Source organism: Glaciimonas sp. PAMC28666 (genome assembly GCF_016917355.1).
Taxonomy (GTDB): Bacteria; Pseudomonadota; Gammaproteobacteria; order Burkholderiales; family Burkholderiaceae_D; genus Glaciimonas.
The window spans coordinates 1,448,409-1,468,130 of the sequence record NZ_CP070304.1 but is presented as its reverse complement, the minus strand read 5'-3'; the positions used below and the strand labels follow the sequence as shown (position 1 = coordinate 1,468,130).

The 19,722-nt window shown below is 50.9% G+C and carries 17 protein-coding genes; all 17 read left to right on the top strand.

Features of this window, described 5'->3' with window-relative positions; genetic code table 11:
- Positions 1 to 16 precede the first annotated feature (16 nt).
- The 17 genes from JQN73_RS06240 (at position 17) to hisH (ending at position 19,635) form a co-directional block, all read left to right on the top strand.
- Positions 17 to 4,708, top strand: a complete 4,692-nt coding sequence (locus tag JQN73_RS06240; protein ID WP_205323214.1) for a glutamate synthase-related protein — start codon at positions 17 to 19, stop codon at positions 4,706 to 4,708.
- Positions 4,709 to 4,895: 187 nt separating this feature from the next.
- The gene (locus tag JQN73_RS06235; protein ID WP_205322246.1) at positions 4,896 to 6,359 is read left to right on the top strand and encodes a glutamate synthase subunit beta; all 1,464 of its coding nucleotides are present in this window, start codon (positions 4,896 to 4,898) and stop codon (positions 6,357 to 6,359) included.
- Between the two features lie 355 nt (positions 6,360 to 6,714).
- Complete coding sequence (locus tag JQN73_RS06230; protein WP_205322245.1) at positions 6,715 to 7,518, top strand: ABC transporter ATP-binding protein; 804 nt, start codon at positions 6,715 to 6,717, stop codon at positions 7,516 to 7,518.
- Positions 7,515 to 8,294 (top strand): lipid asymmetry maintenance ABC transporter permease subunit MlaE, encoded by a 780-nt coding sequence (mlaE, locus tag JQN73_RS06225; RefSeq protein ID WP_205322244.1) that lies wholly within the window; start codon positions 7,515 to 7,517, stop codon positions 8,292 to 8,294. Before JQN73_RS06230 ends, mlaE begins: the two co-directional genes overlap by 4 nt.
- Before the next feature lie 174 nt (positions 8,295 to 8,468).
- Positions 8,469 to 8,942, top strand: a complete 474-nt coding sequence (gene mlaD, locus JQN73_RS06220) for an outer membrane lipid asymmetry maintenance protein MlaD (protein ID WP_205322243.1) — start codon at positions 8,469 to 8,471, stop codon at positions 8,940 to 8,942.
- Entirely contained in the window at positions 8,939 to 9,631 is a 693-nt protein-coding gene (locus JQN73_RS06215; RefSeq protein WP_205322242.1) for a VacJ family lipoprotein, read from the top strand. The genes mlaD and JQN73_RS06215 overlap by 4 nt, the downstream gene beginning before the upstream one ends.
- 249 nt (positions 9,632 to 9,880) lie before the next feature.
- Positions 9,881 to 10,510: a phospholipid-binding protein MlaC gene (locus tag JQN73_RS06210; RefSeq protein WP_205322241.1), complete on the top strand. Its 630-nt coding sequence runs from the start codon at positions 9,881 to 9,883 to the stop codon at positions 10,508 to 10,510.
- A gap of 255 nt (positions 10,511 to 10,765) precedes the next feature.
- Entirely contained in the window at positions 10,766 to 11,068 is a 303-nt protein-coding gene (locus tag JQN73_RS06205) for an STAS domain-containing protein (protein WP_205322240.1), read from the top strand.
- Between the two features lie 263 nt (positions 11,069 to 11,331).
- On the top strand, positions 11,332 to 12,276 hold the full coding sequence (locus JQN73_RS06200; RefSeq protein ID WP_205322239.1) for an ABC transporter ATP-binding protein: 945 nt from the start codon (positions 11,332 to 11,334) through the stop codon (positions 12,274 to 12,276).
- On the top strand, positions 12,273 to 13,028 hold the full coding sequence (locus JQN73_RS06195; protein WP_205322238.1) for an ABC transporter permease: 756 nt from the start codon (positions 12,273 to 12,275) through the stop codon (positions 13,026 to 13,028). Before JQN73_RS06200 ends, JQN73_RS06195 begins: the two co-directional genes overlap by 4 nt.
- Positions 13,029 to 13,220: 192 nt before the next feature.
- Positions 13,221 to 13,484 carry a BolA family protein gene (locus JQN73_RS06190; RefSeq protein WP_205322237.1) on the top strand — a complete coding sequence of 88 codons (264 nt, stop codon included), beginning with the start codon at positions 13,221 to 13,223 and terminating at the stop codon, positions 13,482 to 13,484.
- A gap of 11 nt (positions 13,485 to 13,495) precedes the next feature.
- Entirely contained in the window at positions 13,496 to 14,746 is a 1,251-nt protein-coding gene (gene murA, locus JQN73_RS06185; protein ID WP_205322236.1) for a UDP-N-acetylglucosamine 1-carboxyvinyltransferase, read from the top strand.
- A 142-nt stretch (positions 14,747 to 14,888) separates the two neighbouring features.
- On the top strand, positions 14,889 to 15,542 hold the full coding sequence (gene hisG, locus JQN73_RS06180) for an ATP phosphoribosyltransferase (protein WP_205322235.1): 654 nt from the start codon (positions 14,889 to 14,891) through the stop codon (positions 15,540 to 15,542).
- Between the two features lie 244 nt (positions 15,543 to 15,786).
- Positions 15,787 to 17,112 (top strand): histidinol dehydrogenase, encoded by a 1,326-nt coding sequence (hisD, locus tag JQN73_RS06175; protein ID WP_205322234.1) that lies wholly within the window; start codon positions 15,787 to 15,789, stop codon positions 17,110 to 17,112.
- Between the two features lie 16 nt (positions 17,113 to 17,128).
- The gene (locus tag JQN73_RS06170; protein ID WP_205322233.1) at positions 17,129 to 17,914 is read left to right on the top strand and encodes a site-specific DNA-methyltransferase; all 786 of its coding nucleotides are present in this window, start codon (positions 17,129 to 17,131) and stop codon (positions 17,912 to 17,914) included.
- A gap of 237 nt (positions 17,915 to 18,151) precedes the next feature.
- Entirely contained in the window at positions 18,152 to 18,748 is a 597-nt protein-coding gene (gene hisB / locus JQN73_RS06165; RefSeq protein WP_205322232.1) for an imidazoleglycerol-phosphate dehydratase HisB, read from the top strand.
- Positions 18,749 to 18,996: 248 nt separating this feature from the next.
- Positions 18,997 to 19,635, top strand: coding sequence for an imidazole glycerol phosphate synthase subunit HisH (gene hisH / locus JQN73_RS06160; RefSeq protein WP_205322231.1), 639 nt, complete (start codon positions 18,997 to 18,999; stop codon positions 19,633 to 19,635).
- Positions 19,636 to 19,722: the final 87 nt, after the last annotated feature.

Sequence of the window (19,722 nt, the reverse complement as noted above, 5' to 3'; positions counted from 1 at the left end):
GCAAACTACCCACGCTGTGCCGGCGCAAGGTTTATACGACCCTCAAAATGAGCACGATGCTTGTGGCGTAGGCTTCATCGCGCATATTAAAGGCAATAAAAGCCACTCTATCGTTGAGCAAGGTTTACTCATCCTGAAAAATCTGGATCATCGCGGTGCGGTTGGTGCGGACGAATTGATGGGCGACGGTGCCGGTATCCTGATTCAGGTCCCGGACCAATACTATCGTGAAGAAATGGCCAAGCAAGGCGTAGCCTTGCCCCCTCCGGGCGAGTTCGGCGTCGGTATGGTTTTCTTGCCGAAAGAAAACGCTTCGCGTATCGCCTGTGAGCAGGAAATCGAGCGCGCTGTTTTGCTTGAAGGTCAGGTTGTTCTGGGTTGGCGCGATGTCCCTGTTGATGTCGAGATGCCAATGTCGCCGACCGTGCGAGAAAAAGAGCCGGTAATTCGGCAGATTTTCATCGGTCGCGGTCCGGATATCATGGTCACCGATGCGCTTGAACGTAAGTTATATGTCATCCGTAAATCTTCAGGTCACGCAATTCAAGCGCTGAATCTGTTGCATGGTAAAGAATTTTTCGTGCCGTCGATGTCAGCGCGCACGGTCGTCTACAAAGGTTTGTTACTGGCCACGCAAGTCGGTGTCTATTACAAAGACCTGCAAGATCCGCGTTGTATTTCCGCCCTGGCGCTGGTACATCAACGCTTTTCTACAAATACTTTTCCCGAATGGCCACTCGCCCATCCATATCGCTTAATCGCGCATAACGGCGAAATCAACACCGTTAAAGGTAACTTTAACTGGATGCGCGCCCGCGAAGGTGTGATGAAGTCGGCAGTGCTTGGCGAAGATCTGCAAAAGCTGTTTCCATTGATCTATGAAGGTCAATCCGACACAGCGTGTTTCGATAACGCGCTTGAGCTATTGTTAATGGCAGGCTATCCGATTGCGCAAGCGATGATGATGATGATTCCTGAGGCGTGGGAAAACCACACCACGATGGATGACAATCGCCGTGCGTTCTACGAATATCACGCTGCCATGATGGAGCCGTGGGACGGTCCTGCCGCAATGGCGTTTACCGACGGTCGTCATATTGGTGGCACTCTGGATCGCAATGGCTTGCGCCCAGCGCGTTATATCGTGACCGATGATGATCTGGTCGTGATGGCGTCCGAGTCTGGCGTTTTGCCGATTCCTGAATCGAAGATCATTCAGAAGTGGCGCTTGCAACCGGGCAAAATGTTTTTGATCGATCTTGATGCGGGCCGCATCATTGACGACAAAGAACTCAAAGACACTTACGCAAATGCCAAACCATACAAGCAATGGATTGAGTCAGTGCGGATCAAGCTCGATGCGTTGAAGGAAGAGCCAGCGCAATCAGGGTCAACCATCCCATTGCTGGATCGTCAGCAACTGTTCGGCTACACGCAGGAAGATTTGAAGTTCCTGATGTCGCCAATGGCCGCCAATGCGGAAGAGGCAATTGGTTCGATGGGCAATGATTCGCCGTTGGCTGTCATGTCTAACAAGAACAAAACACTCTACAACTATTTCAAGCAATTGTTCGCGCAGGTGACCAATCCGCCGATCGATCCGATCCGTGAGGCGATGGTGATGTCGCTGGTGTCGTTTATCGGCCCGAAACCAAATGTGCTGGATACGAACAACATCAATCCACCGATGCGTCTGGAAGTATCGCAACCGATTCTTGACTATGCCGATATCGCCAAGTTGCGCAATATCAGCGCGCATACCGGTGGTAAGTTTAAATCGCATGAGCTCAATATTTGCTATCCGGTCGCCTGGGGAAAAGAAGGCATCGAAGCACGTCTGGCATCTCTGTGCGCGAAAGCAGTCGACGCGGTTAAATCGGGACATAATATCCTGATCATTTCGGACCGTAAGGTCGACGCTGAACAAGTTGCAATCCCGGCATTGCTGGCAACCTCGGCGATCCATCAACATCTCGTGACCAAGGGTTTGCGCACTTCGACCGGCCTCGTAGTTGAAACCGGCTCAGCGCGTGAGACGCATCACTTTGCACTGTTGGCAGGTTTCGGCGCGGAAGCGATCCATCCCTACCTGGCGATGGATACGCTGAGCGAAATGGCGCACGGTTTGCCAGGTGCGTTATCGCCGGAAAAAGCGATCTACAACTTCCAGAAAGCTATCGGTAAAGGCTTGCTTAAAGTGATGTCGAAAATGGGTATTTCGACTTACATGTCGTATTGCGGTGCGCAGATTTTCGAAGCCATTGGCCTCAACAAAAGCATGACTGAAAAGTACTTCAAAGGTACGTCGTCGAACGTCGAAGGTATCGGCGTATTCGAAGTTGCCGAAGAAGCATTGCGCCTGCATCGTGCGGCTTTTAGCAATGATCCTGTGCTGGCGAACGCGCTTGATGCAGGTGGCGAATATGCCTATCGTATTCGGGGTGAAGAACATATGTGGACGCCGGATGCGATTGCGAAATTGCAGCACTCCACCCGTTCAAACAACTTCAATAGTTACAAAGAATACGCGCAGCTGATCAACGATCAGACCAAGCGCCATATGACTTTGCGTGGCTTGTTTGAATTCAAGCTTGATCCAAGCAAAGCTATTCCGCTGGATGAAGTGGAGTCGGCCAAAGAAATCGTCAAGCGTTTCGCGACAGGTGCGATGTCGTTAGGGTCAATCTCAACGGAAGCGCATGCCACGTTGGCGGTTGCCATGAACCGTATCGGCGGAAAGTCGAACACCGGTGAAGGCGGCGAAGACGTGAATCGGTATCGCCAGGAGTTGAAAGGCATTCCGATCAAAACGGGTGACACACTGGCATCAGTGATCGGCCATGAGAACATTGAAGTCGATACACCACTGCTGGCAGGTGATTCGCTGCGGTCAAAAATCAAACAAGTGGCGTCAGGACGGTTCGGTGTTACTGCCGAATATCTGACCTCGGCCGATCAGATCCAGATCAAGATGGCGCAGGGCGCAAAGCCAGGTGAAGGTGGTCAGTTACCTGGCCACAAAGTCACTGAGTACATTGCGCGTTTGCGTTTCTCAGTACCGGGCGTGGGATTGATTTCACCTCCGCCACATCATGATATCTATTCGATTGAAGATCTGGCGCAGTTGATTCACGACCTGAAAAACGTTAATCCAAAGGCCTCGATTTCGGTCAAGCTGGTGTCCGAAGTGGGCGTCGGGACGATCGCCGCCGGCGTGGCTAAAGCGAAGTCTGACCACGTTGTGATCGCAGGTCATGACGGCGGCACTGGCGCATCGCCATTGTCCTCTGTTAAACATGCCGGTTCTCCGTGGGAACTGGGTCTTGCAGAAACGCAACAAACGTTGGTATTGAATGGTTTGCGCAGCCGGATACGGGTTCAGGCAGATGGTCAGATGAAGACCGGCCGTGACGTCGTCATTGGCGCTTTGCTGGGTGCGGACGAATTCGGTTTTGCGACTGCACCGTTAGTGGTTGAAGGCTGCATCATGATGCGTAAATGCCATCTGAACACCTGCCCGGTTGGCGTGGCAACGCAAGACCCGATATTGCGTGCCAAGTTCTCAGGCAAGCCGGAACACGTGGTCAATTTCTTCTTCTTTATCGCTGAAGAAGTCCGTCAAATCATGGCGCAGTTGGGTATCCGCAATTTCAATGATTTGATTGGGCGTTCAGATTTCCTCGATAAAGCCAAAGCGATTTCGCATTGGAAAGCGCAAGGCTTGGATTTTTCCCGGATTTTTTATCAGCCTGCACTGCCTGAGGGCGAGGTGTATTATCACACCAAAGAGCAAGATCATGGCTTGCAGAAAGCATTGGATCATAAGCTGATCGCACAGGCACGGGCCGCGATCGATAAGGGCGAACGGGTCTCCTTTATTTCACCGATCAAAAACTTGAACCGTACAGTCGGCGCAATGTTATCTGGTGAAGTCGCGAAAAAATACGGTAATGAAGGCCTGCCGCACGACACCATTCATATCCAGTTGCAAGGGACTGCCGGCCAGTCAGCCGGCGCATTCCTGGCGCACGGTATTACGCTTGATCTGGTGGGTGAAGGTAATGACTATGTTGGTAAAGGATTGTCGGGTGGTCGCATTATCGTGCGTCCGAACACCGAGTTCCGTGGTCGTGCAGTCGATAACATCATCGCCGGAAACACCGTTCTATACGGTGCCACGGCTGGTGAGGCTTTCTTGAACGGCGTCGCCGGTGAGCGTTTTGCGGTGCGTAACTCAGGTGCTATCGCGGTGGTCGAAGGTACTGGCGATCACGGATGTGAATACATGACCGGCGGCACAGTGGTTGTGTTGGGCGAAACCGGGCGCAATTTTGCCGCCGGAATGTCGGGTGGTCTGGCTTATGTCTACGATCCCGATGCGCAGTTCGCATCCCAATGCAACATGTCGATGGTGACGCTTGAGACCGTTCTGAGTCAGGGCGAGCAGGAAGCGACAATCGACCGGGCGATTTGGCATTCGGCAACCCGCTCCGAAGAAGCGCAAACGGATGAGGCGATTTTGAAGGGACTGATCGAACGTCATTTCAAGTACACAGGCAGCACGCGTGCGCGTTACCTGCTCGATAACTGGGTTGCTTCGCGTGCCAAATTCGTCAAGGTGTTTCCGACAGAATATAAGCGTGCGTTGGGCGAATTGAACGCAGAAAAAGTCGCTGCGCCGCTTCCCAAGGAAAAAGTCGTCGCTTAATTTAAAGGTTGTTCTCACGTTGGCTCAAGGCGGCCAACGTGAGCCAGCGTAACAATATCGATGTACTACGCGCGCACACCTTCGCATTCCCGATAACCAAAAATCCTGATTGAGAAATTTGGATGTTATGTGGACGTTATCTGGCTGAATGCAGGGTTGATCGAGTAGCTAAGAATGTGAGTAAAAAATGGGTAAAGTAACGGGTTTCATGGAATATAGCCGCATGCCTGAGACGTACGAGGCACCGCTGGCGCGCAAGAAGCACTACAAAGAATTCATTTTGCAACTTGGCGACAAAGAAGCCAAGGTACAAGGTGCACGATGTATGGATTGCGGTATTCCGTTCTGCAACAACGGTTGTCCCGTAAACAATATTATTCCTGACTGGAACGATCTGGTGTATCGCGGCGCGTATCAGGAAGCACTCGACACCCTACACTCAACCAATAACTTCCCTGAATTTACCGGCCGCATCTGCCCTGCACCGTGCGAGAGCGCATGTACGCTTGGGATCAACGACGATCCTGTCGGCATTAAATCGATCGAACATTTCATCATCGATAAAGGTTGGGAAAACGGTTGGGTCGTGGCACAGCCAGCGCTGGTAAAGACCGGCAAAAAAGTGGCGGTCGTTGGCTCTGGGCCTGCAGGTCTGGCGGCAGCGCAACAGTTGGCACGGATTGGTCATGACGTCACCGTTTTCGAAAAAAGCGATCGCATCGGTGGTTTGCTGCGCTATGGTATCCCTGATTTCAAAATGGAAAAGAGCCATATTGATCGTCGGGTTGCGCAGATGGAAGAGGAAGGCGTCGTGTTCCGTACCGGCGTTTTGGTGGGCAAGGATTTCCCGACCAATGTAAATAACTGGTCGAAGAAGACGGTATCACCGGAAGAATTGAAAGCAGAATTTGATGCAGTTGTGATTGCAGGCGGTGCTGAGCAACCGCGTGATTTGCCCGTTCCAGGACGCGAATTAAAGGGCGTGCATTTCGCCATGGATTTCCTGCCGCAACAAAACAAGATTAATGCCGGCGACAAGGTAAAGGATCAAATCTTGGCGGGTGCCAAAAACGTGATCGTCATCGGCGGCGGTGACACAGGATCGGATTGCGTCGGTACTTCTAACCGTCAAGGCGCTACATCGGTATCGCAGTTTGAATTGATGCCGGAACCACCGGAAACCGAGAACAAGCGGATGGTGTGGCCTTACTGGCCGATCAAGTTGCGGACTTCTTCTTCGCATGAAGAGGGATGCGATCGTGATTGGGCAGTTGCGACCAAGCGCCTGGAAGGTAAAAACGGCAAAGTGGAGAAATTGATCGCAGCTCGCGTCGAATGGAAAGACGGCAAAATGCAGGAAGTGCCAAACTCCGAGTTCGAAATGAAAGCCGATCTGGTATTTTTAGCGATGGGATTTGTATCTCCTGTAGCCCAGGTATTAGAAGCGTTTGGTGTGGATAAAGATGCACGAGGCAATGCGAAGGCGACCACCGATGGCGACGGTTGCTATAAGACGTCGGTCGACAAGGTTTTCGCTGCAGGTGATATGCGTCGCGGCCAGTCGTTAGTGGTCTGGGCAATCCGCGAAGGCCGCCAATGCGCGCGCGCAGTCGACGAATTCCTGATGGGAGCATCAGTGCTGCCGTTGTAAAAAACGCTTGTCGATGATTGTCTAAGATTGTCGGATAAGGGAATTTTGATGTATCAGAAAAGCAGGTCCGCATCTAAATGCGGGCCTGCTTTTTTATTTTTTGTTGAATAGAAGCCGCAAAATTGATCGATTGTGAAATATAAATTATATAAGTTACAACTATTGCCCTAGTCTCCACTCGTCTTTTGTTACGATAGATTTATGTTTGAAAAAGTAAAATTTATATAAAATGGATTGGTTTATTTCTCATGGGAACATAATATTTTTACAATTAAGGAGCAGTTAATGTCGTCGGTTCAAGCTCAATTGTTGCAAGTGCACTACAATGTCGCCTTTGATCTGAACGGTGGGCTTAGTGGGTAATATTGTTGAAATCCGTGATGTGGAGTTCAGTTATGGTGATCGGCCGATTTTGTCGTCCCTTAGCATGGACTTTCCGCGAGGAAAAGTGATCGCGATCATGGGTGGCTCGGGCTCCGGAAAAACCACAATTTTGCGCTTGATTGGCGGGCAATTACAGCCACAAGGCGGGACAATCGTTGTCGACGGCCAGGTAGTAGCGACGTTAAACATGACGGACGTGTACGCTATGCGTCGCAAAATGGGCATGTTGTTTCAGAATGGCGCTTTGTTCACCGACCTGTCTGTCTATGAGAACGTCGCATTCCCGTTGCGTGAGCATACTGACCTCCCGCCTGAATTATTAAATAATCTGGTACTAATGAAATTGCAGGCCGTTGGATTGCGCAATGCAGCACAGCTAATGCCATCTGAAATTTCCGGCGGTATGGCGCGGCGGGTGGCTTTGGCGCGCGCGGTTGCACTTGATCCCTGTCTGGTCATGTACGACGAGCCTTTCGCTGGCCTTGACCCTATTTCGATGCGCGTGACAGCCACGTTGATTCGCAAGCTTAATGATGCGTTAGGCTCCACCTCCATTGTGGTATCGCATGACGTGGATGAGTCGTTTGCCATTGCGGATTATATTTATTTTTTGTCACAAGGAAAGATTGTGGCACATGGCACCCCCGACGAGATGCGCGTTTCCACTGATCCTTATGTGAAGCAATTCGTGCATGCTGAAGCGGATGGGCCGGTACCTTTCCATTATCCCGGTAAGTCGTTCGCGGCCGATCTGGGGCTGGAGCGGCAACCATGATGGCGAGATTTTTTGGTGCAGTTGGTGGCCACGTGCGTCAATCCATTATGGGAATCGGTCAGGCTACGCGGACCTTTTTTGCGGTTTTACGGGCCTCAGGCGGCTTAATCAAGCGCCCGCGATTGATTTCTGATCAGATCCATTTCATCGGCAATTACTCGCTGCTGATTATTGGTGTGTCGGGTCTGTTTATTGGCTTTGTATTGGGCCTCCAAGGCTATTACACGCTGAATAAATACGGTTCGGAACAGGCCTTGGGTTTATTGGTGGCTCTTTCGCTAGTGCGTGAACTAGGCCCGGTAGTGACGGCGTTGCTGTTCGCCGGTCGTGCCGGTACCTCACTTACCGCCGAGATTGGATTGATGAAAGCCGGAGAACAACTGGCCGCGATGGAAATGATGGCGGTTAATCCACTACAGCGCGTGATTGCGCCAAGGTTTTGGGCTGGAATAATTGCAATGCCATTGTTGGCGGCGGTATTCAGCGCCTTGGGTATCTTGGGAGGCTATGTTGTCGGTGTGCGTCTCATTGGCGTCGACGAAGGTTCTTTCTGGTCGCAAATGCAGGCAGGCGTAGACGTCTGGAAAGACGTCGCTAATGGCGTTTTAAAAAGTATCGTGTTCGGCGTAGCAGTGACTTTTACAGCGCTGTATCAAGGCTATATGGCCAAGCCAACCCCGGAAGGTGTTGCCCGTGCGACGACCAGAACGGTCGTAATAGCGTCCTTAACGGTGCTCGCTTTAGATTTCTTGTTAACGGCGTTGATGTTTAATTAATCGTTAACAAACGCAAAGCAAAATAGCAAACGGCGAACAAACGTTTAGCTAAAGTTTTTAAATGGGATTGGTTGTTTAGTAACGCATTGTGTCGTTCAAACCTTTTTATTAGTACCTATGGCAGTATATCGAAGCGGATCAGATGCTTCGACTAGCATTCTTAAGGTGATAAATATGCAACAAAAATCAGTGGATGTATGGGTCGGCTTATTCGTTATATTCGGTGCTTTGGCACTCGTATTTCTGGCATTTAAAGCAGGGAATCTGGGAGGAGCATCGTTCCAGGGAAGTTATCCTGTGATTTCAAAGTTCGACAATATTGGCGGCCTTAAACCGCGCGCGCCAGTTAAAAGTGCTGGTGTCGTTGTTGGGCGCGTGGGCGCGATCAATTTTGACGACAAGAACTTTCAAGCCGTTGTCACCTTGAATATGGATGATCGTTATAAATTTCCGATAGATAGTTCGGCCAAAATTCTCACAGCGGGGCTGTTGGGCGAGCAATATATCGGCATAGAAGCCGGTGGTGATGTCAAAGATCTCGTCGCTGGAGAGAATATTAAAATGACGCAATCAGCGATCGTGCTGGAGAATCTGATCAGTCAGCTTATCTATAGCAAGGCCGCTGACGGAAAGGATAGTTCCCAATGAAGACTACGACGCTTGTAAGCGCTTTAGCTGTAGTGGTGGTCTTGAATGGTTGCGCAAGCACCGGCGCCAGCAATCCGCAAGATCCGCTGGAAGGGTTCAACCGGGCGATGTTTACAGTCAATGATAAATTCGATCAGATCGCGCTGAAACCAGTCGCAACGGCGTACAAAAACTGGCTACCGTCATTCGTGCAGACCGGGGTTAACAACTTTTTTGGTAACCTCGCTGACGTATGGAGCGCGGCCAATGGCTACTTGCAGGGCAATGGCGTAGATGGCACCACGGCCGTCATGCGCGTAGCGGTTAATACGACATTCGGTCTGGGTGGTTTATTGGATGTCAGTTCGGCTGCTGGTTTGCAAAAAAAGAACAAAGACTTTGGGCAAACGTTAGGCGTATGGGGCGTTGGTTCTGGTCCTTATCTGGTACTGCCGTTGTTTGGGCCTTCGAATATTCGTGACGCAGCCGCGTTGCCAGTCGATTTCTACGGTGATATCTGGAGTTACAAATATCCAGTGCGCTGGCGTAATACGGGTGAAGTTGTACGCCTGGTCGACAAGCGTGCTAACTTGCTGGATGCTTCAACGCTGGTCGAAGATGCTGCTCTGGATAAGTACGAATTCGTACGCGATGCTTACACTCAGCGACGTCAAAGTCAGATAAACGGACCGAGCAAAGAAGATAATTAAGTCTTTTAAGGGTTGCAAAACGGGTTACAAAACGCGTCTGGATTTCAAATTTTCCCCGATAGAAATGAAAAGGTTGCTGTTACATATTTTTTCAAAACGGTAATCTTTCCATCGGAACGAGTCAAGAAAGTTGGCGTCATACAAGCGTTACCGGTGCCGCGTGCATGTCAGTCGCGGTACAGCTCGGATGTCGTTCGGATCTGAACTTCATTCCGCCCTCAACCAATTCCTGCGTAAAGTAATAAAAAAATGAAGACTCTAAAAAAATATTTAGCGATCGCCACCACGTTTGGCGCTCTGACATTTGCTGGCTCCGCGTTTGCGCAAGAAGCACCAGACGTATTAGTTCAGCGCATCAGCCACGAAGTTCTCGACACCGCTAAAGCCGACAAGAGCATTCAAGGCGGCAATCAGCAACGGATTTTTTCATTAGTTGAAGAAAAAATCATTCCTTATGTCGATTTTGACCGCATGACTTCTCTGGCAGCTGGCCGTTACTGGCGCGATGCCACTCCTGATCAGAAGAAATTGTTGACCGCACAATTTCGTAGTTTGCTGATTTACACTTACTCTGGTGCGTTGGCGCAAGTACGTGATCAAAAAATTGACTTTAAACCGATGCGTGGCACACCAACCGACACAGATGTCGAAGTGCGCTCTCAGGTAATTCAGCCGCGTGGCGAACCGATCCAACTTAATTACCGTATGGAAAAACTTGCAGACGGCTGGAAGATCTATGATGTCAACGTATTGGGTGCCTGGCTCGTTGAGTCATATAAGGGGACCTTTGCTTCAGAAATCGGCCGTACAGGTATGGACGGTTTGATTAAAATGTTGACTGATAAGAACAAGGCCCTTGCCGCAAGAGGCGGTAAGTAAGGAATTAATAAGTAGTTGAAAAATAGAAAGATTAATTGATTGGCAATGTTTAAATAGTAGTCAATTAATTGATCAATCCCTTCATTAAGCGCGATCTTTGAGCCTTATCCTCCTCGTCTCAAGGCGCGTTTAATGATTATTGTCACTACTCCTTGTTCACTACGATCATTATTAAGCCAGGCAATATTGTCGGCTTCCAGTAAGCGGTTATTGCGGTAACCACCATTTAGCAGTTAAATACTTTGATCGATCATCATGTTCAGGCCCTCTCATTCCCTCACTGTTAGCAACGCTAAACTCGCTTTAGAGGCCGGATTGCGTGCCATTGCCAGTGGTGAGACCGAGATTGATCTGGGTGATGTGGTGGCGGTGGATTCCGCCGCAGTCGCGACTTTGCTCGCATGGCAATGTGCAGCGCTTAATCGCGGAACATTGCTGCACTTTTCGAGCTTACCTTCCAATCTGGAAAGCCTGATCGATTTATACGGCGTTTCGGATTTGCTCTCTCCTGCAACCCATCCGATTTTAGCAGACGCTTCGAACACCCCCCATCACTGACCTTTAACATTACAGGTTCAGTATCTGTTTTATCCTGCCGTACCTCATCTCTTGTCTGCTCGCTGGCCTGTTGGACCAATCAGCGTCGCTTTTTTCCGACAAACCTTAGATAAAATGTACGTTTAGATACGTGCTTCGCAATCTGGTTTGCGTCCATTCCCGGTTGCCGTTCGGGAAATCCCCTATAATCGAGGGTTTCGCGCACCGCTAATTCATTGCTGTTTCACCGCGCGCTATCCCTTTTAAGAGCAAACCAAGCCACTATGGCGGCCATACAAATTACCAACGTCAAAAAACGTTATCAGTCGTTACAGGCATTAGACGATGTTTCTCTTACCATTGAAGAAGGGGAATTCTTCGGCTTGTTAGGGCCTAACGGCGCAGGAAAAACTACGCTCATTTCGATCATCGCTGGCTTGAATCGGGCCGATACTGGCACCGTCAACATTCACGGTCACGACGTGATTACCGATTTCAGGAACGCGCGCCGTAATCTTGGCGTGGTGCCTCAGGAGTTGGTATTTGATCCATTCTTCACCGTGCGTGAAACGTTACGTTTGCAGTCAGGCTATTTCGGACTGAAAAATAATGATAAATGGATCGATGAGGTAATGGAAAACCTCGATTTGACCAGTAAGGCCGACGCTAATATGCGAACCCTGTCCGGTGGCATGAAGCGCCGGGTCCTGGTGGCGCAAGCGCTGGTGCATAAACCACCGGTCATCGTGCTCGACGAGCCAACGGCAGGAGTGGATGTCGAGTTGCGTCAGACCTTGTGGAAATTTATTTCGCAGTTGAATCGCGACGGCCACACAGTTGTTTTAACAACACATTATCTCGAGGAAGCGCAGGAGCAGTGCAATCGCATCGCCATGCTCAAACGCGGTAAAGTAGTGGCGCTTGACACCACGGCTGGGTTGTTAAGGCGTATATCAGGATCGCAACTTATTGTGCATTTGCTTCCCGGCGTCGCCTTGCCAGAGGCTTTGTTGCCGCTAGTATTGCAAGCCGGCAGCCATGAAAAAGCAGGAAAATTTGCGTTGCGTGTCACCGCTTTCAACGAGGTCGAACCCATTTTGGCAACCCTGCGGACCGCTGGCATCGTCATTGATGACATGTATTTGCAGCAAGCCGATCTGGAAGATGTGTTTTTGCAGATTATGGATGGTAAAAGCGTGGATGGCATAAACGTGGGCGGTCCCCGATGATTGGTTTTCAAACACTGTTTTATAAAGAAGTATTGCGTTTCTGGAAGGTTGCGACGCAGACTGTTGGTGCCCCAATTCTAACGGCGATGCTCTATTTGCTGATTTTCGGTCACGCTTTAAAGGGGCATGTCCAAGTTTATCCTGGCGTTGAATATACGGCGTTTTTGGTACCAGGCCTGGTAATGATGAGTGTGTTGCAGAATGCTTTCGCCAATACCTCTTCCTCTTTGGCGCAGTCCAAAATGACCGGTAATCTTGTATTCGTCCTGTTGCCACCGTTGTCACACTGGGAATTGTTCGGCGCTTATGTGCTGGCCTCGGTGGTGCGCGGTGTGGTCGTTGGCGGCGGGGTTTTGCTGATTACCGGATTTTTTGTTGATTTATCGTTCGTTGCGCCATGGTGGATTGTTATTTTCGCGGTGTTGGGTGCGGCATTTTTGGGCACAATGGGATTGATCGCAGGCATCTGGGCCGATAAGTTCGACCAGCTTGCAGCGTTTCAAAACTTCCTGATTATGCCGGCAACGTTCCTGGCTGGCGTGTTTTATTCGATACATTCGTTGCCACCATTTTGGCAGGCTGTCTCTCATTTCAATCCGTTCTTTTATATGATTGATGGATTCCGTTACGGATTTTTTGGTCAGTCCGACGTTAATCCGCTGATAAGCCTGGCGATCATCGCGGTATTTCTGCTGGTGCTGGCGACAACCGCAGTACAGATGTTGAAGCGCGGTTACAAATTACGCCACTAAGATGTCATTAAGTGCGCCACTAAGTTACGTAACCACCTACCAGTCCTTGTGCGTAATTCAGTGATTTAAGTTTTATACCGTAGATCTCGCACCAATCTTCGGTCAATACGTTGGTTGAGATCAGTCAGTAGTGACTGATCTCAGTGATACCACTAAACTAATTAATGCAGTTTTAAACAAGCAGGTTTTAATATGTTCCCCACACCCGAACTCGTCAAAAGTTACATTGCTGCTGGCCTGATTTGCTCGCACCTCGAAGTCGAGGGCGATGGTCAGCATTTTACGGCGGTGATTGTCTCCGATGCTTTTGCCGGTCAACGTCTGATCCAGCGGCATCAAATCGTATATGCCGCATTGGGCGATCGCATGCGCGAAGAAATTCACGCGTTGTCGATGAAGACCATGACGCCTGAAGAGTTCCAAAAAAAGAGTGCGCTGGCCTCTGATAAAAGTTAGGAAGAGTAAATATGGATAAATTGTTGATTCAAGGCGGTAACCGCCTCTCCGGTGAGATCATTATTTCTGGTGCCAAAAATGCCGCGCTGCCTATTTTGTGCGCCGGCCTGCTGACTTCAGATCAGTTGCAGTTGAGTAACGTGCCGAACCTGCACGACGTCTCGACCATGCTGAAGCTTTTGAGTCAGATCGGATTAAAGAGCAAGCAGGAAGGCCATTCGGTCCTGTTGCAGGGAGATGCGATCACCAATTTGGAAGCGCCGTACGAAATGGTAAAAACCATGCGTGCATCGATTTTGGTATTGGGACCGATGTTAGCCCGCTTTGGCGAGGCCAAGGTGTCGTTGCCGGGCGGATGCGCGATTGGATCGCGGCCGGTCGATCAGCATATCAAGGGCTTGCAAGCCATGGGTGCCGAGATCAACATCGAAGCTGGTTATATTCATGCCAAAGCCAAGAAATTAAAAGGCGCGCATATCGTCACCGATATGATCACCGTTACCGGCACCGAAAATTTGCTGATGGCGGCAACGTTGGCGGATGGCGAAACCATACTTGAAAATGCCGCACGTGAACCGGAAGTCACCGACCTGGCTAATTTGTTGGTCGCCATGGGTGCCAGGATTGAAGGCATCGGAACTGATCGTCTGGTGATTCAAGGCGTGGAGAGATTGCACGGTGCGTCGCATGCCGTGATTCCTGATCGTATTGAAACCGGCACTTTCCTGTGCGCCGTAGCAGCGACAGGTGGCGATGTTCTACTAAAAAATACGCGTAGCCATACGCTCGATGTAGCGCTCGACAAGTTGCGTGAAGCAGGGGTTATTCTGACCTCGGGCGATGACTGGATTCGCGTGCAAATGGCGGCTCGCCCTAAGGCAGTTAGCTTTCGCACCACGGAATATCCGGGATTTCCGACCGACATGCAGGCCCAGTTTATGGCCATGAATCTGATCGCCGATGGCACCAGTCATGTGACAGAAACGATTTTCGAAAACCGCTTCATGCACGTGCAGGAAATGAGTCGACTCGGTGCTTCGATTGATGTTCAGGGCAATACTGCCATGGTCAGAGGTGTCGATAAGCTGTTTGGCGCGCCGGTAATGGCGACCGATCTGCGGGCCTCGGCATCATTAGTGATCGCCGGACTGGTTGCCGAGGGTGAAACGTTGATCGAGCGGATTTATCATCTGGATCGCGGTTACGATCAAATGGAACGCAAATTGTCGGCAGTAGGCGCTAAGATTGAACGCGTGAAGTGATCGGAATGCGTTGAATCAATTTTTGGGCGCGTGGTTTTCGTCCAATATGGTTGACGCCCGTGAATTCATCGGCTGGCCTGTAATAGTATGTTAACGTCAATATTCGAGCCGGAATCAGGCTCAAAGTGACTGAAAGAAACAAATGAGTCAAAAATTAACCCTGGCCTTGTCCAAGGGACGCATCTTTGAAGAAACGCTGCCATTATTGGCGGCCGCGGGCATTGTCGTTACCGAAAACCCGGAAACATCGCGTAAGTTGATCCTGCCTACCAATAACCCATTGGTGAATGTGATCATAGTTCGCGCGTCGGATGTGCCCACCTACGTCCAATACGGTGCCGCTGATTTTGGCGTAGCTGGTAAGGATGTATTGCTGGAACATGGCGGCGAAGGGTTGTATCAGCCGATCGATCTGAATATCGCTAAATGCCGCATGTCGGTGGCCGTATTCGATGGTTTTGATTACGCCAAAGCGGTGCGTCAAGGTGCACGCTTACGCGTCGCCACCAAATATTTACTAACCGCCCGTGATCATTTTGCGGCTAAGGGCGTACACGTCGACCTGATCAAATTGTATGGCTCAATGGAATTAGCGCCACTGGTCGGTTTGGCGGATGCCATCGTCGATCTGGTTAGCACCGGCAGCACGCTCCGCGCCAACCATTTGGTCGAAGTTGAGCATATTATGGAAATATCCTCACGTTTAGTGGTCAATCAGGCTGCCTTGAAATTGAAGCATGAACAACTTCAGCCTATTCTGGAAGCCATTCAGAAAGCATCGGCCAGAGTAGCTTAACTTTTACGCAACCGCATCAGCGGCGATGTGCTTTCCTGGCCACGGTCTATTTATTTGGCCAGCCGTTGCGGCGGGCTGGGATTGGTGTTCCCGCCCAGGCACGGGCCATGCAATGGCGAACCGTCTGCATTCAGCGGATTAAGAGTCCGTTGCTGGTACGATGTTGTACAAGTCGCCACTTTAAGAATCTGCTCCAGGCACGACAAACACAAGCAAACACAAGCAAACACAAGCAAACACGATCATGACCCTAAAAATCAGAAAACTGAATGCTAACGATGCCAATTTTCAGGCCCAGCTTTCGGCTGTGCTGGCATTTGATGCAAGCGAAGATGATGCTATCGACCAGTCGGCGGCGCAGATTCTGGCCGACGTCAAGGCACGTGGCGACGCGGCAGTCCTGGATTACACCAAGCGATTTGATCGATTGGCAGCGGACAGTATGACAGCGCTGGAAATCAGCCAGGACGAATTACAGGCCGCATTAATGCAATTGGCACCCGAACGTCGGGCCGCACTGCAAACCGCTGCCGACCGGGTTCGCGCCTATCATGAACGCCAAAAACAAGAGTGCGGATCAGACGGCTTCAGTTACACCGAAGCCGATGGCACCGTATTAGGGCAAAAAGTCACGCCACTGGATCGTGTCGGCATCTACGTTCCGGGCGGCAAGGCAGCCTATCCATCGTCGGTTCTGATGAACGCGATACCAGCCAAAGTCGCTGGCGTACAGGAAATCATCATGGTGGTCCCGACACCCGATGGCGTTAAAAATGAGCTGGTCCTGGCTGCAGCCGCGATTGCCGGGGTTGATCGGGTGTTCACCATCGGCGGCGCGCAAGCGGTCGGCGCGCTGGCATACGGCACCGCGACTATTCCACCGGTTGACAAGATTGTCGGGCCGGGAAATGCGTATGTTGCCGCTGCCAAGCGCCGTGTGTTTGGAATCGTCGGGATTGACATGATCGCCGGGCCTTCCGAGATTTTAGTCATCTGCGACGGGTCAACCGACCCGGACTGGATCGCGATGGATCTGTTTTCGCAAGCGGAACATGATGAATTGGCTCAGTCGATTTTGTTGTGTCCCGATGCCGCTTACATCGACCGGGTCGAAGCCAGCATTAATCGCCTCCTGCCAGAGATGCCGAGGCACGAAATTATCCGCACGTCGCTGACCAATCGCGGCGCGCTGATTACAGTGCGGGACATGGCGCACGCCTGTGAGATTGCTAATTTGATTGCCGCCGAACATTTGGAAATTTCGGCTACGGAGCCGCAGCAATGGGCTGATCAGATCCGCCACGCGGGCGCGATGTTTTTAGGGCGCTATTCATCGGAAGCGCTGGGCGACTACTGCGCCGGGCCGAATCACGTGCTACCAACTTCACGTACAGCACGTTTTTCATCGCCTCTCGGCGTCTATGATTTTCAAAAACGCTCAAGCATGATTCATATCAGCGAAGCCGGCGCACAAACGTTGGGCAAGGTTGCCGCCGAACTAGCGTACGGTGAAGGTCTGCAGGCGCATGCGCGTTCAGCCGAATATCGCCTGAAAGACGGCGTCAAATGACCGCGGCGCAGCCGCAATGCTGAGCTGGCAAAACAAGATTTTTGGTGAAGATGCCCTTCAGGGCATGGCGCGCATCCCCGATGGTTCGGTGGATTTGCTACTGGCCGACCCGCCTTACGGCTTGGGCAAGGATTATGGCAATGATTCCGACAAGTTGGACACTGTTGCCTACCTGCGCTGGACCGAGGAGTGGATCGATGCGGCACTACCGAAGCTAAAGCCCAACGGCAGCCTGTATATATTCCTTACATGGCGCTATTCACCGGAAATATTTGTCATGTTGAAGCAGCGCATGACCATGCTCAATGAAATTATCTGGGATCGTCGCGTGCCGTCCATGGGTGGCGGCACTCGCCGCTATTCCTCCGTGCATGACACCGTAGGTTTCTTTGTTCGCGGCAAAGATCATTATTTTGACCTCGATGCGATTCGGATTCCGTACGACGTTGAAACCAAAAAAGCCCGCTCGCGTTCGATATTCGTCGGAGCAAAATGGCTAGAGTTGGGCTACAACCCAAAAGATGTCTGGAGCGTCTCACGCCTTCACCGTGAACATCGCGAGCGCGAAGATCATCCTACGCAAAAGCCATTGGAAATCGTCGAACGCATGATCAAGGCTTCCTGTCCGCCCGGCGGCGTTGTATTTGATCCATTTATGGGCAGCGGCACGACTGCCGTAGCGGCCCGGCGTTGCGGCCGCAATTTTGTTGGATTTGAGCTAAATCCCGACTACTGCGTGTTAATTGAGCAGCGTCTGGCCCAACTCGATGCGCAAGAGGCTGACGTCCCGACAGCTGTTTGAAGCCCTCCCAAGCGACTTAATGTTACTGAGGCAGGCAAGGTTGTCGGATAATCTGCCGTCAGTCGAAAAATCTATCGAAATCCCGGTAAAATGGGGCGTACTTTCCAAATAGGGAAGTATGGCCTGCATTTATGGGTATCCGCTTACTATGATGGCACGGCTTTTTGCACATCTAAACTCTCTACTCTCGATGCCCCGGAACGGGGTCTTTTATCGTCACTTTGGTCCAATTTGAACATGTCTACCGCCCGTACTGCAGCGATTACCCGCAACACCAATGAGACGCAGATTCGCGTCGCTATCAATCTTGACGGTACCGGTCAGCAAAAGCTGAACACCGGCGTGCCCTTTCTCGACCATATGCTGGATCAGATTGTGCGGCATGGTTTGATTGATATTGAAGTCGAAGCGGTCGGTGACCTGCATATCGATAATCATCACACGGTAGAAGATGTCGGCATTACCTTAGGGCAAGCTTTTGCCAAGGCGATAGGCGACAAAAAGGGCATTCGTCGTTATGGACATGCCTATGTGCCGTTAGACGAAGCCCTGTCACGGGTCGTGATCGATTTCTCCGGTCGTCCGGGTCTGGAATTCCATGTGCCATTCAAGCGCGCAATGATCGGATCGTTTGACGTTGACCTGACGCACGAATTTTTCCAGGGCTTTGTCAATCACGCGCTGGTCTCGCTGCATATAGACAACCTGCGGGGCGATAACGCGCACCATCAATGCGAAACCGTGTTCAAGGCTTTTGGTCGTGCGTTACGCATGGCAACCGAACTCGATCCGCGCTCGGCTGGTACGATTCCATCGACAAAGGGTAGCCTGTAACAGGTCGATTATTGGTGCGTGGCGCAAGTGCAGCCTGCCTGCGTCACTAGTGCGCCGCGACCGACCTGCCATCAGTGAATATTCCCAGCATGCGCGTCAGTATTGTTTCGATCGGCCTGTTTTGGTTTATCTGGTAGTAATTGGATGAGTATTTTTGTTCCTAACATATTGGAAACGTTGCAAATGTCACGATTTGTGTGATCTGAACGTGACCGCAAGCCGTTTTACCTGTCCAGACACCTTTTATTATGAAAAAAATTGTTATAGTTGATTATGGCGTCGGCAATTTGCGCTCCGTGGCGCAAGCATTACGTCAGGTAGCACCTGAGGCTAACGTCCTTATTTCCGGTGAAGTTGCCGATATTCAATCGGCCGACCGCATCGTGTTGCCAGGACAAGGCGCGATGGCGGATTGCATGCGTAGTCTGCGTGAATCCGGGGTGCAGGAAGCAGTGCTCGAAGCGGCGCGCAACAAACCGCTGTTGGGCGTGTGCATCGGTGAGCAGATGTTGTTTGACTGGAGCGAAGAGGGTGACACACCGGGGTTGGCATTGTTGCCCGGCAAGGTGGTTCGTTTCCGCCTGGATCAAGCGTTACAAGAAGATGGTTCGCGTTTCAAGGTCCCACAGATGGGATGGAACCGGGTGCATCAGTCACGGTCTCATCCGCTATGGCAGGATGTCGCAGACGACGCCTATTTCTATTTTGTGCATAGTTTCTATGCTGTTCCTGCCGATCCGACACACACGGTTGGTCAGACCAATTACGGCGCGCCGTTCAGTTGCGCGGTGGCGCGTGATAATATTTTTGCGACGCAGTTCCATCCGGAAAAAAGTGCTTCCGCAGGCCTGCAAGTGTATAAAAATTTCGTCCACTGGAATCCATAGGCGCGGTTTGCCAAGTGGTGACTGTTGCTTATTCAATACTTTTGCCGGACGCACGCGTTGCATATTATTATTTCGTATTATGCTTAT